This is a genomic window from Pseudarthrobacter sp. CCNWLW217, assembly GCF_037203985.1.
GTDB lineage: Bacteria > Actinomycetota > Actinomycetes > Actinomycetales > Micrococcaceae > Arthrobacter.
On record NZ_JBBCBT010000015.1, the window covers coordinates 22,855 to 35,675 of the forward strand.

The 12,821-nt window shown below is 63.8% G+C and carries 12 protein-coding genes; 4 read left to right on the forward strand and 8 right to left on the reverse strand.

Translation table 11 applies throughout. The features are described from left to right. Nucleotides 1-61: 61 nt before the first annotated feature. The 4 genes from V9L18_RS16545 to V9L18_RS16560 all read left to right on the forward strand — a co-directional run bounded on the left by V9L18_RS16545 (nucleotide 62) and on the right by V9L18_RS16560 (nucleotide 3,112). Nucleotides 62-934, forward strand: a complete 873-nt coding sequence (locus V9L18_RS16545) for a putative RNA methyltransferase (protein ID WP_337348255.1) — start codon at nucleotides 62-64, stop codon at nucleotides 932-934. Between the two features lie 135 nt (nucleotides 935-1,069). Next, entirely contained in the window at nucleotides 1,070-1,534 is a 465-nt protein-coding gene (locus tag V9L18_RS16550) for an NfeD family protein (RefSeq protein ID WP_337348256.1), read from the forward strand. A gap of 38 nt (nucleotides 1,535-1,572) precedes the next feature. Then, on the forward strand, nucleotides 1,573-2,520 hold the full coding sequence (locus V9L18_RS16555) for an SPFH domain-containing protein (RefSeq protein WP_337348257.1): 948 nt from the start codon (nucleotides 1,573-1,575) through the stop codon (nucleotides 2,518-2,520). 244 nt (nucleotides 2,521-2,764) lie between these two features. After that, on the forward strand, nucleotides 2,765-3,112 hold the full coding sequence (locus V9L18_RS16560; protein WP_066291394.1) for an RNA polymerase-binding protein RbpA: 348 nt from the start codon (nucleotides 2,765-2,767) through the stop codon (nucleotides 3,110-3,112). A 123-nt stretch (nucleotides 3,113-3,235) separates the two neighbouring features. Here V9L18_RS16560 and V9L18_RS16565 read toward each other — a convergent pair whose 3' ends face one another. From V9L18_RS16565 to V9L18_RS16600, 8 genes are all read right to left on the reverse strand, one after another. Continuing rightward, nucleotides 3,236-3,976 carry a polyprenol monophosphomannose synthase gene (locus V9L18_RS16565; RefSeq protein WP_337348258.1) on the reverse strand — a complete coding sequence of 247 codons (741 nt, stop codon included), beginning with the start codon at nucleotides 3,974-3,976 and terminating at the stop codon, nucleotides 3,236-3,238. 102 nt (nucleotides 3,977-4,078) lie between these two features. Next, nucleotides 4,079-5,740 carry an amidohydrolase gene (locus tag V9L18_RS16570; protein WP_337348259.1) on the reverse strand — a complete coding sequence of 554 codons (1,662 nt, stop codon included), beginning with the start codon at nucleotides 5,738-5,740 and terminating at the stop codon, nucleotides 4,079-4,081. Nucleotides 5,741-5,798: 58 nt separating this feature from the next. After that, nucleotides 5,799-8,744 (reverse strand): DEAD/DEAH box helicase, encoded by a 2,946-nt coding sequence (locus tag V9L18_RS16575; protein ID WP_337348260.1) that lies wholly within the window; start codon nucleotides 8,742-8,744, stop codon nucleotides 5,799-5,801. A 24-nt stretch (nucleotides 8,745-8,768) separates the two neighbouring features. Next, on the reverse strand, nucleotides 8,769-9,563 hold the full coding sequence (gene tatC, locus V9L18_RS16580; RefSeq protein ID WP_337348261.1) for a twin-arginine translocase subunit TatC: 795 nt from the start codon (nucleotides 9,561-9,563) through the stop codon (nucleotides 8,769-8,771). A 48-nt stretch (nucleotides 9,564-9,611) separates the two neighbouring features. Further along, nucleotides 9,612-9,887 (reverse strand): Sec-independent protein translocase subunit TatA, encoded by a 276-nt coding sequence (gene tatA / locus V9L18_RS16585; protein ID WP_337348262.1) that lies wholly within the window; start codon nucleotides 9,885-9,887, stop codon nucleotides 9,612-9,614. 32 nt (nucleotides 9,888-9,919) lie between these two features. Continuing rightward, nucleotides 9,920-10,261 carry a hypothetical protein gene (locus V9L18_RS16590; RefSeq protein WP_337348263.1) on the reverse strand — a complete coding sequence of 114 codons (342 nt, stop codon included), beginning with the start codon at nucleotides 10,259-10,261 and terminating at the stop codon, nucleotides 9,920-9,922. 10 nt (nucleotides 10,262-10,271) lie between these two features. Beyond that, a complete protein-coding gene (locus V9L18_RS16595) occupies nucleotides 10,272-12,257 on the reverse strand; it encodes a helix-turn-helix transcriptional regulator (RefSeq protein WP_337348264.1) in 1,986 nt (661 codons plus the stop codon). 103 nt (nucleotides 12,258-12,360) lie between these two features. Beyond that, entirely contained in the window at nucleotides 12,361-12,756 is a 396-nt protein-coding gene (locus V9L18_RS16600; protein WP_337348265.1) for an FKBP-type peptidyl-prolyl cis-trans isomerase, read from the reverse strand. Nucleotides 12,757-12,821 lie beyond the last annotated feature (65 nt).

Sequence of the window (12,821 nt, forward strand, 5' to 3'; positions counted from 1 at the left end):
AGAACGCCGAGTGGTCCCCGCGCGCGGTGTCTGCCCGGCCAGCCGCCATAAGATGGTGGACATGCTCTCCTCCCCTGTACTGGCGCTGCGCTGCCCAGTCTGCCGTTCGCAGCTGAACATGACCCGCGACGCCGGTACGCCAGTCCTGGCCTGCGCTGAGGGACACAGCTTCGACGCCGCCAAACAGGGATACTTCAATCTCCTCGTCGGGAAAGGCACCGCATTCGAGGCCGATACCGCCGAAATGGTGGCCGCCCGCGTGAGCTTCCTGGCGACCGGCCACTACGGTCCGCTCGCCGAGGCAGTGGCTGCCGCCGTCGTTCCCTTCCTTCCCACGGAAGCGGCGACCCTGCTGGACTCCGGCACCGGCACTGGCTACTACCTGCGGGTGATGCTTGACGCGGCCGCGGCAGCGTCCTCCCATGTCACGGCCATCGGCTTGGACATCTCAAAATTCGCCCTGAGGCGGGCGGCCCGCCTTAATCCCGAAGCCGTCAATCTCGTATGCGATGTGTGGCAGCCGCTGCCCGTGGCGGACCATGCCATCGACGTCGTGACGGTGATCTTCGCGCCCCGAAACCCGGGGGAATTCGCCCGCGTCCTGCGGCCCGGCGGACGGCTGGTGGTGGTCACGCCCAGGGCAGGCCACCTCGCGGCCATAGCCGGGCAGACGGGGATGCTCGGGATCGAAGAGGGCAAAGACGACAAGCTCGTTGATGCGATGTCTGCCCAGTTCAGCCTCGAAGCCGTCCACGACCTCGACATTCCACTGGTCCTTTCACCCGAGGAAGTTGCCGACCTCGCCTACATGGGTCCAGCCGGTCATCACCTGGACCGCACGGAGCTCTCAGCACGTCTGGCCGGACTGGAATCAAACACCGCCGTGGCGGCGCGGTTCCGCATCAGCGTCTTCCGCCTGACACCGTCGCGGTAACGACTTGGCCACTATCCCCGCGAAAGTCGGCGCAACCTAACGCCCTGCTGCCCTTCGGACTACGATTGGAGGACAGTACTGAGGGCCTGCCGTCGTTGCACGCTGCACGACCGAAGGCTGTCGAAGGGGGACGGAATGTTTGAGTGGCTTGGCGAGAACTGGTGGGCACTGTGGCTCACCGCCTTCCTCGCTTTTGCAGTGATCGAGATGATCACACTTGACCTGTTCTTCATCATGCTCGGCGGCGGCACCCTCGCTGCCCTGGTCGCAGACTTCGCCGGCGCCGACCTCTGGCTGCAGATCGTGGTCTTCTGCGTGGTGTCACTGTTGATGATTGCCTTCGTGCGGCCAGTGGCACTCACGCACCTGAAAAAAGGGCCCAGCGAACAACGCACCAACGTTGACCGGCTCATCGGCGAGCAGGCGCTGGTGATGGAACCTGTCAGTTCCACCGGTGGCCTCGTAAAGATCGGCGGCGACGTCTGGACCGCCCGCTCGGCAGCCGGAGTCCTGGCGGCCGGCGAGAAGGTAGTGGTTTCCGCTATCGACGGCGCCACCGCGGTGGTTGCAGCCCGGCCGGAACCTGCCGGCCCGGCCTAGATACAGCTTCAATAACAACTGGGGATAAGAGGAGATGTATGGATAACGCAGGAGGAGCCGCAGTGGCCATTGTGCTGGTGGTCCTGATCGTGTTCGTGATAATTGTTCTGGTCCGCTCGGTGCGTATCATCCCGCAGGCGCGGGCCGGTGTTGTAGAACGCCTCGGTAAGTATCAACGGACGCTGAACCCCGGCCTGACCATCCTGATTCCCTTCGTCGACCGACTCCTGCCCCTCCTTGACCTTCGGGAACAGGTGGTGTCATTCCCGCCGCAGCCGGTCATCACCGAGGACAACCTGGTGGTATCCATTGACACCGTGGTCTATTTCCAGGTCACCGATCCACGGGCTGCCACATACGAGATCGCGAACTACATCCAGGCCGTTGAGCAGCTGACCACCACCACGCTGCGAAACGTCGTCGGTGGGCTGAACCTGGAAGAGGCCCTGACCTCACGCGACCAGATCAATGGACAGCTGCGCGGTGTGCTGGATGAGGCAACCGGCCGATGGGGCATCCGGGTCTCGCGCGTTGAGCTGAAGGCCATTGATCCGCCGCATTCCATCCAGGACTCCATGGAAAAGCAGATGCGCGCCGAACGCGACCGCCGCGCTGCCATCCTCACTGCAGAAGGCACCAAGCAGTCGGCGATCCTCACTGCCGAAGGCCAGCGCCAGGCATCCATCCTGGCCGCAGAGGGTGACGCAAAGGCGGCCATCCTTCGTGCTGACGGTGAAGCGCAGGCCATTCAAAAGGTCTTCGATGCCATCCACAAGGGCAATCCCGACCAGAAGCTCCTGGCCTACCAATACCTTCAGACCCTGCCTAAGCTCGCTGAGGGAAGCTCCAACAAACTGTGGATTATCCCCAGTGAAGTCGGCGAAGCACTGAAGGGAATCGGGAACGCACTCGGCGGCACCAACCCCGACCCTCAGGCCAGCGGGGGTTTGTTCGATGAGGTGGCTGCCAAGCAGCCAGGGTCCTGACCCGAAACACCACATACTGATGGGGATCCGTGCTTTGGCGCGGATCCCCATCAGTTTGGTGACCGGTCCCCAAAACCCGTATAATTGAATATTTGTCCGGTCCGGTGAGAACCGACGGAACAAGAAAGCTTCGCAATGCGTTGAATCTATTGATGCAGCACAGTGCACACAGTAGTCCGGGCGGCCTGTACCGCCCCCGGCTAGCGTGGGGCCTTGCTCCGCGAACCGACCAGAGGGAGAAAACATGAGCGATCGCAGCCTGCGGGGTATGCGCCTTGGCGCGCAGAGCATGGAGACCGAGTCAGGCGTGGAGCCGGCTCCGCGTCAGCGTGTCGAATACAGGTGCGAGGATGGCGAGCAGGTCTTTGTTACCTTCTCCTCCGAGGCGGAAATCCCCCCGGTCTGGGTTTCCAAGACCGGCAAGGAAGCGCTTCTGGTTGACGGCGAGCGTCCGGACACCAGCAACGAAAAGGCCGTCCGCACTCACTGGGACATGTTGCTTGAGCGGCGGACCCTTCCCGAGCTGGAGCAGATCCTTGAAGACCGCCTCACAATCCTGCGCGAACGCCGTGGCGAACGGCGCACAGCCTAACTCCGCAGACCAGTAAATGCCGCCTGGCGGCATACTAAAGGGCCGTCCCGCACCAACAGGTGCGGGACGGCCCTTTTCGGGTTTGACCAAAAGCCGGGCGGCGGCCGCCGCCCGGCGCGGCGGTCATGGTTGGGAAGAATCCTTGCCGGTCAGCTTGTTCCAGCGGGCCAGCAGACCCCACTTGGTGACGTTGATCATTGCTTCCACAACGATGTTTCCGCTCATCTTGGACGCACCCAGCTCACGCTCCACGAATGTGATGGGCCGTTCCTCAATCCTTAGCCCCATCTTCGCGACGCGCCAGGCGAGGTCGACCTGGAAGCCGTAACCCACGGAGTCCACCTGGTCGAGGTTCAGCTTTTCCAAGGTGGTCCTGCGGAAGGCCCGGTAACCGCCGGTGACGTCCTTGATCTTCAGGCCCAGCATGATGCGGGCGTAAGTGCTGCCGATCCGGGAAATGGCCTGGCGGTACAACGGCCAGTTGACCACGCTGCCGCCAGCGACCCACCGCGAACCCATCGCCAGGTCTGCGCCCTGGTCAATGGCGTCCAGGAGGAGCGGCAGCTGTTCGGGCTTGTGGGAGCCATCCGCGTCCATTTCCACCAGGACGTCGTAGCCGGCGTCCAAACCCCATTTGAAGCCCGCAATGTATGCAGCGCCAAGGCCTTCCTTACCCTTGCGGTGCAGAACGTGGACCTGGGAGTCTTCGGCAGCGAAGCCGTCAGCCAACTGCCCCGTCCCGTCAGGGCTGTTGTCATCGACCACCAGTACATCCGACGCCGGCACGGCTGCCCGAAGGCGTTGGAGGGTCTTGGGAAGCGATTCCAGCTCGTTGTAAGTAGGAATGATGGTGAGGACGCGCACAGAGAGCCTTTCCTGGATGAAAGCGGTCAGAGCACCTGGTGCGCAGCGGAGGCACTGGCAGGCGCAACTTCCCATTATAGAGTGATGCCCGGTGGGCCGTGTTCAGGAGCGGAGGGCCGGGTTGCAGTACAGCTCGGCTCCGTCACGGACCGTCTGGAGGCAAACGGGGTCCGTATCCGTGTCCAGGGCGGGGAGGAGGGGGGTGCGGGCACGGGGGTCGGTGCTCCACGACTGAACCCTGCCGTCAGCCACCTGGACCATAAGTTCTTCGACGTCCCACACGGCAAAACTTGCCGGAGCCCCCGGAACTAACTGCCCGGCCATGGGGTTGTGGTACTTCGCAGCCCGCCAGCCGGCGCGGGTGTGGCCAAGGAAGGCGGCGCGGGCCGAGATCCGCTGATCGGGATTGTGGTGTTCCAGGCATGCGCGGACACTGGCCCACGGGCGCAAAGGCGTTACCGGGCTGTCGCTTCCGAAAGTGATGGGCACACCGGCTGAGTAGAACGAGGCGAAGGGGTTCATGCTCCTGCTGCGGCTGCCAAGGCGTCGTGCGTAGAGGCTTCCATCTGCGCCCCAGGCGGCGTCAAATCCAGGCTGCGAACTGACCGTGACTGAGTAGTGCGCCAGCCGCTCCACTGCCTTGGAATCTGCGATCTCGACGTGCTCAAACCGGTGGCCCGCAGACCGGATACGTTGTTCGCCCACTTCAGCGGCGGCAAGGTCCAGGGCCGCGAGGGCGGTGTCCAGCCCGGCGTCGCCTATGACGTGGAACCCGCCCTGGATTCCAAGCACGGAGCACGCGGCGAGATGGGCAGCAGCCTGGTCCACCGAAAGGTACAGGCTGCCCCGCTCCCCCGTCGCGTCGCTGTAGTCGGAACGGAGCGCCGCGGTTCTGGAACCGATGGATCCATCGATATTCAAGTCGCCCGCAAGTCCACGGACGGGCACACCCAGTTCATCGAGGATCGACTGTGCGTGTTCCGGGGTCAGAGCCAGTTCTCCCCAGTACGGGAGGACCTCCGGCAACGCTTCTGTTCCGGGCCAGCCAAGGTTCCAGGACGCAGCCAGTCGAAGGTCAGCCATCCCGCCAATGTGGGGTGCCCCCATTTCGGCGGCCGCGACGTAGCCGTTCGCTGCCGCCTCAGCCAGTGCGCGCCGTTGGTAGTTGCGCAAGGCTTCCTCCGGCAGGTTCCGGGTGGCCTGCCGGGCAGCGTTATGGGCCGCACGCTTTAGGTGGCCTTCCGGCGAAAATCCGTCCAGTTGTGCCAAGCCGGCGGTGGCGGAGAGGGAACGGGACACGAGGGCCGAGTGAACATCCACCCTGGACAGGTAGACAGGCCGGCCCTGCGCAGCGCGCTCAAGTTCATCGGCGGTGGGCAGGGAAGGATCGTGCCAAGTGGATTCGTCCCAGCCGTGTCCGAGCACGGTACCCTCCCCGGGCGCGGACTGGACTGCGTCCAGCAGCTCCCGGGCGGACTTGACCAGGCCGAGTTGGAGGGAATCCAGGGCGATCCCCGTTTCGGTCAAATGGATGTGAGAGTCGACAAATCCCGGCGCCACCAGGCCACCATGGAGGTCGATGACCTCCATGGTGCTGTCAGCGATGGATGACGCCGCCTGCTCAGATCCCACCCACGCCACTGTTTCGCCGTCCACGAGCATGGCAGTGGCAAAAGGATCCGCCGCCGTGTACACGGAACCGTTGCGGTAAAGCACCACCTTGCGCTCGTTCGGGGGCGGCGTGGCAGACTTTGCTTCGGTCATGTGTTGTAAGGCTCCTCGAGATAGTGGGCCGCGCGCGGAGGTGGCAGCGGCAGGTGGGTCAGACGACGGACGAGTAGGCCACCACGCCACGGCGGACTAAGGAAATGGCTTCGGTGCAGAGCCGGGCGAGGCGGGGTTCCAGCCCGGGAATCTTGGCGAGCTGGTCAAGCAGGTCGATGACCTGCTTGACCCACCGTACGAAGTCGCCTGCGGCAAGGTCCGTGCCGTTAAGCACCTCCTGCAGGTGCTTGCCCTTTGCCCACTTGTACATCGGCCACACCAGGCCCAGTTCCGGCTCGCCGGTCAAAGGAAGCTTGTTCTGTTCCTCCACATCCTCAAGCGAGGACCATTCCCGGATGACGACGTCCACGGAGGACTCCAGCGAGATGCTGGGCATTCGCGGCCGGAGCCCCCGGTCCTCGCGCTTGGCCTGGTAGACCAGCACGCTGGCAAGGGCCGCAACTTCGACGGCGTCCAGGTCGTCGAAAGCACCCAGTCGGAGGGACTGGGAGATCAGCAGATCCTTTTCACCGTATATGCGCCGCAGCCGCTGGCCGTCCGCGCTGATGGACTGCCGTCCGTCAGCCGTGGTTTCCAGGTAGCCGTAGGCCGAGAGCACGTCGCAGACGCGGTCGAACGTTTTGGCGATGGTGTTGGTCCGGCCCTGGATCTGCCTGACCAAGGCGTCGGTTTCCCGGCGCAGCTTCCACCAGCGTTCGGACCACCTGGCGTGGTCTTCACGCTCACTGCAGCCATGGCAGGGGTGAGCGCGAAGCGCCCGCCGGAGGTCAGCGATGCGCTTTTCCTGGTTGGGCAGCGCTGTAGCCAGGCCGAAGTCATTGTTTCGGCTGCTGGTAGCCGCAGGTGGCCGGTTCTCCCGCAGGGCATTCCGTGCTGACGAGGCAAGGTCACGCCGTGACTTGGGCACTTTGGCGTTGAAGGACTTCGGGATCCGGATCCGGGTCATGGGCGCAATGGGCCCTTCCAGATCCTCGGTCCCGATTCGGCGCAGCTGGTTGTCCAGCGTCAGGACGGCCGGCCGCGGTTCCCGGCTGCTGTGATCGGCACTCAGCACAATAGCCGGCCCTGGCGCGCGTCCGCCGGGTACATCCACAACGTCCCCCGGCAGCAGCCGCGCCAAGGAGTCGTCACTGAGTGACTTTCTTGCTCGCGACTTGCTCCGGGAGGTCATGTTTTCGGCGTCTGAGAGCTCCCGGCGCAACCTTGCATATTCGGTGAAGTCCCCGAGGTGGCAGGTCATCGACTTGGCGTAGCCGGCCAGTGATTCCTCCCTGCTGCGCACTTGCCTGGCGAGGCCCACCACCGAGCGGTCTGCCTGGAACTGTGCAAAGGAGGATTCCAGGATTTCGCGGGCCCGTGCGCGGCCGAACTGCGCCAGCAGGTTGATGCTCATGTTGTAAGTCGGGCGGAAACTGGAGTTGAGCGGATATGTCCGGCGCGATGCGAGCCCGGCCACCGCCGTCGGATCCGTTCCTGGCTGCCAGAGCACCACAGCATGGCCTTCGACGTCGATTCCGCGCCTGCCCGCGCGGCCCGTCAGCTGGGTGTACTCCCCTGCTGTGATATCCACGTGGGCTTCGCCGTTGAACTTGTCCAGTTTCTCCAGGACTACGGACCGCGCTGGCATGTTTACACCCAGGGCGAGCGTTTCCGTGGCGAAAACTGCTTTGACCAGGCCCTCAACGAACAGTTTCTCCACGACCTCCTTGAAGGTGGGCAGCATTCCCGCGTGATGGGCCGCAAAGCCCCGGAGCAGGCCGTCCCTCCATGTCCAGAAGCCAAGCACGTCAAGGTCTTCGGAGGGGATGTCCTGCCCGGCCTCGTCAACGCGCTGGGCAATAATGCGCTGCTCTTTCTCCGTGGTCAGCCATAGCCCGGAGGAGACGCACTGTGCCACGGCTGCATCACAGCCGGCACGGGAAAAGATGAAGGTGATGGACGGCAGCAGGTCCTGCCGGTCGAGGCTGGCGATGACCTGGGGGCGGCTGGCCTTCCGGACGCCGACTGGCTGGGCGCCTTGGCCCGGCCTGTCGTCTCCGCGCTGCCTGTGCTGTCGGCGCTGGCTGCGGCCGCCGTGGCCGAAGCGTCCGCGGAAACTTTGCTGGCTCTCGCTCCTTGCCATGGCTAACAGGTCCGGATTGACCTCGAATCCACGGCCGGGCATCTCCTCCGGCACTGCTGCAGGTGCCGGTACTCCGGTCTCCGCGTCTGCGGGCGGGGCGATTTCGTCGAAAGTGGTCTCGCCGGCGAAGAGATCCACGATTTCCTTGCCCACCATGACGTGCTGCCACAATGGCACGGGCCGATGCTCCGAGACGATGATGTCGGTGTCGCCCCGGACGGTGTCCAGCCAGGCCCCGAACTCTTCTGCGTTTGAGACCGTGGCGCTCAGCGAAGCTACCTGCACCTCACTGGGCAGGTGGATGATGACTTCCTCCCACACGGCGCCACGAAAGCGGTCCGCGAGGTAGTGCACTTCATCCATCACCACGAAGCCAAGGTCATCCAGTGACGCGGAGTCGGCGTAGAGCATGTTACGGAGGACCTCGGTGGTCATCACCACCACCGGCGCTTCGCCGTTGATGCTGGTGTCCCCCGTCAGGAGGCCAACGTTTTCCGGTCCATACTTTTCCGAGAGCTCGGCGAACTTCTGGTTGCTCAAGGCCTTGATGGGGGTGGTGTAGAAGGCTTTGAGGTTGCGCTCGAGTGCGAGATAGATCGCGAACTCACCCACGATGGTTTTTCCGGCGCCGGTGGGTGCGGCGACCAATACGCCCCTGCCTTCCTGCAGGGACCTGCAGGCCTGGCGCTGGAAGTCGTCCAGCTCAAAATCGAGGGTGCGGACGAAGCCGCCCAGATAGCTCGCGGCCTCGGCTGTCCGCTCCGTGCTGGCCCGGTAACTCTCAGAGGGCGAGGGCTGCTCTGGAACGGTAGGCCGGGAAGGGAACGGACCCGCTGGGTGCGGCCCGGAAATAGAGGACATGACTCCAGCCTAGTGGGCGCGGGGCTACAGGTTCTTCAGTTGGTTTCCGGGCGTCGCGACGTCGGCTGTCGCCTCGGTCTCGGCTTCGCGCTTGGCCACTCGCCGGGCACGGCGCTTGTCGTTCAGCAGGCAGAGGCCGATGGCTGCGAAAAAGAGCACCAGCAAGGGCCCTGCCAGCATGAACATCGAGATAGCGTCAGCACCGGGGGCGGCGATGGCCGCGAGGACGAACACCAGGAATACAGTGATCCGCCAAGCCTTAAGGATGGTCCGACCAGTGACGATGCCGGCCATGTTGATCCCTACCAAAACCACCGGGACCAGGAAGGCAAACCCGAGGACAAGGACCATCCGGGTGACAAAGTCGATGTAGTCCCTGGCGTCGATGATGTTGGAGAACCCGGCGGGGGTGAACTGTGTGAGGGCGCGGACGACCTGTGGGACCACAAGCCAGCCTGCCCAAATGCCGGCAAGGAAGAGCGGAACGGCGGCAGCCATGTAGCCCAAGGTGTAACGGCGTTCAGTGCTGGTCAGTCCCGGGGTGATGAAAGCCCACAGCTGGTAGATCCAGATGGGACTCGATATGACCAAGCCGATGATGAGAGACATCTGCAGCTGGAAATCGAATGCCGACCCGATGTTCGAGAAGTTGACCGACGATACTCCACCGGTCTGCTGTGCGATCCGGTCCACCGGCTCCTTGAGGGCCGACAGCAGCGGGTTATAAAGTATCCATCCGCCGATCGCGCCGACCAGGACACCGATCCCGGACTTGATCAGCCGGTTCTTGAGTTCCTTGAGGTGGTCCCAAAGGGCCATGCGGCCCTCAGGGTTGGCTTTGCGGCCCCTCGTCAGTGCCACCGTGGGTTAGGCGCGGTTCGACGGCGGTACATCAGTACCGTCCGTCGCGTCACCGGGCTTTGCCTGCGGGTGGTTGACGATCTTGCCCTCCACCGGTCCGGTCGTGTCAGCGGGGGTTTCGGTCTTGCCGTCGTTCTTCATTTCCTTGACCTCGGACTTGATGATCCGCATGGACTGGCCAAGGCTGCGAGCCATGGCAGGAAGCTTAGGGGCGGCGAAGAGCAGCAAAGCAACAACGATAATAATGACGATCGGCCAGGGGCCATCAAAGAGTCTTCCCACGGGAATTCCTTTCCTCTTAAAACATCCTACGTCTAAGTGAAGTCCAGATCGCCAAGCGACTGCCGCTGGCCACGGTCAGTCCTGCGCTGGACCCGCCTCAGGCGGCGGTCTTCCCGGCGGGCTGATTTGGATGTGTGGTAATCATGTCGCATTTGCACAGGAGAGGCAAAAACCGCTGCACCCGGAAGGGTTGCCGGTGGAGCCTGCGACGGTGCTGGGGCGGGGCTGAAATGACCAAGCTTCTCCCCGGCTGCCCCCAGATCCTTCAGCGTCGCCATGAACTGGCGGAACAACCGGATGCCCAACAGGACATAAAACAGCACAGACACCGCAACAAGCGCTATCCAGATAAGGATCCAAGACCACCAAGGCATGCTGAGAAGTCTAGCCGCCGTACCGGGTCAGTGCCGCCGCAACCCAGGCGCGGGACTGGTCGGCAAGCTCCCGTGGCTCCAGGATGCGCACCGCCCCGCCGTGCTGTGCTACGAACATTGGCAGCCACGCCGTGTTGCCAAAGCGGATTTCAGCCAGCAGACCGCCGTCGGGCAGGGGCGAAGTCCGCTCGGCGTAGTAGTCCTCTGCCAGCCCGGCGCCCCGCCTGGTGAGCTGCACTGTCACAGTCGTGTCGTCGTCGTTCGGTGTAAACAACTTGGCCGGGAAGCCTTCGTTGGGCTGCAGCATTGTCGACGCCGCGTTGCCGTTCGGGTGCAGCTCCTGCACGCGGTCAAGACGGAAGTTCCGCAGGCCTTGGGCGGAGTGGCAGTAGGCTTCGAAGTACCACGTATTGTCCAGCGAATAGAGCCGAAGGGGGTCCACGTTCCGTTCGGAAACGCGGTCCCGCAGCGGCGACAGATATACCAGGCGAAGCTGCGACCGGGACTCGATTGCTTGGCGGACGACGTCCAGCGTGGCCGAATCAGCGGGGCCGACCTCCGGCCCGGCCAACGTTCCCGCGCGCAGCCCTTCCTCTCCGGCTGCAGCCATCAGTTTCAGGGTGACCGACTCCAGAGCGCCGCCTTCAGCGAGTTCCGGCAGCCCGTTCAGTGTTTCCAAGCCCGTCAGGAGTGCGCAGGCTTCCTCCACGGTGAACCTGACCGGTCTTTTGAGGTCCAGGTCCTGCGTGATGTAAACGTGGTCGTCCTCCCACTGGATATCCAGGAGGTCGTCAGGATATCCCTCAGGCAGCCCGGAGCAGATCAGGATCTGCAGGTCCCCTTCTAGTTCCTTGCGCGTGACGCCAAACCGTTCAGCGACCTCCTGGATGTGCAATCCCTGGTTGTGGACGAGAAACGGAACAAGCTGGAGCATGCGTTTGAGCTGGTCTTCGGAAGTCCGGGTCCGGACGCTGCCCGGCCGGGGCTGGTTCGGGAAGTCAATGACCGGAATCGGAGCCGCACAGAAGTCGGCTGCGGCCCGCAGCCGGCGCCGGACAGCCGTGACGAGGTCATCAGGCGTCACAGCGGTGGCGTCCGGACCGTAGGAGGCCAGTTCCTCTGCAAGTACCTCCACGTCCCGGTACTGGACGCTCAGGCGGTCGTAGCCGGCGTCGGGCGTTCCCGATGGGCCAATGTCGCCTGACAGGGCCCGCTGGCGAAGCCCCAGCAAGCGGCCGACCCGCACATCCACCTCGGCGGTCCGGAGCGGCAGTTCCGGCAGCCGGTCCAGCTCCGCCCGGATGTTGAAGTCCGCTGGCGGCGAGTAGCGCTCTTTATCCAGGACGGTGACGGCGCTGGTCAGACGGGACAGCCGGAAGTGCCGAGGAGCCTGTCGGGTCCGGTCGTAGCCGGCAAGGTACCACTGGCCGAAGCGACTGCCCAGGCCCCACGGTTCAACGATCCGCTGTTCTTCTTTCCCTGTACTTCCCGCGAGGTAGGAAAAGGAGACCGGGTGCTGGGCGTGCATGGCTGCGACGAGGTCGTCGAAGGCCTTTCCGGCGGGTTTGATCCGCGGCTGGACCCCGAGAGGCAGTTCAACGTCAGTGAGGCGGCTGGACGCCTGGAGCTTTCGCAGGGCATTGGCCGCGGCGGTGCCCAGGGCCGCACGCTCCCAGAGCTGCGAGGCCAAGAGAATCACCGTCCACTCCCCTGGGCTGAGTTCGACGTCCGGAAGCCGGTTGGACTCCTTGCCGATCCGGTATCGCGTGGTTGCGGGGTCGTCCTCGCTCCATCCGAGGTCGGTGACGGTTTCGACGTCGAACCCGAAGTTTCGCAGGTCAGTCTTGTCTCGTTCGAACATCCGCCCGAAAGATACGTCGTTGCCGGCAATGTCACGGTAGACCGTTTCGCGCAGATCGCTGCGGTGCAGGCCATACCTGGTGTTCAGGAGGGCTATCAGGAGATTAAGCAGGCGTTCTGTACGGGATGGGGACACCCTCGCTACGTTACTAAAATCCGCGGGGGAAAGCAGAAGGCGCGGTAATGAACGGATGAGCTCATCCGATCATTACCGCGCCCTGGGGCCTGGAGGGCTCCGCTTAGCGGACGCCCACGAGGTCAACCACGAAGATCAGGGCTTCGTTGGGCTTGATCGCTCCCCCGGCGCCGCGGGAGCCGTAAGCCAGCTCCGAGGGGATCTCCAGGCGACGACGGCCGCCAACCTTCATGCCCAGCAGGCCCTGGTCCCAACCCTGGATGACCTGGCCAACGCCGACCCGGAAGTCCAGCGGAGCGCCCCGGCCCCAGGAGGCGTCGAATTCCTCGCCCGTGGACCAGGCGACACCTACGTAGTGGGTGGACACGGTGTCGCCGGCTTTCGCTTCGGCACCGTCGCCCTCAATGAGGTCGGTGATGACCAGTTCCGTGGGAACATCACCTTCCGGGAAGTCAATTTCCGGCTTCTGGCGGTCGAATTCGCGCTGACCAAATGACATGCTTGCTCCTTTTATTTGTTGGGCGGGTGAAGTTTGCCTGAAGTCTTGCCGGGCCCGGTTTGGGG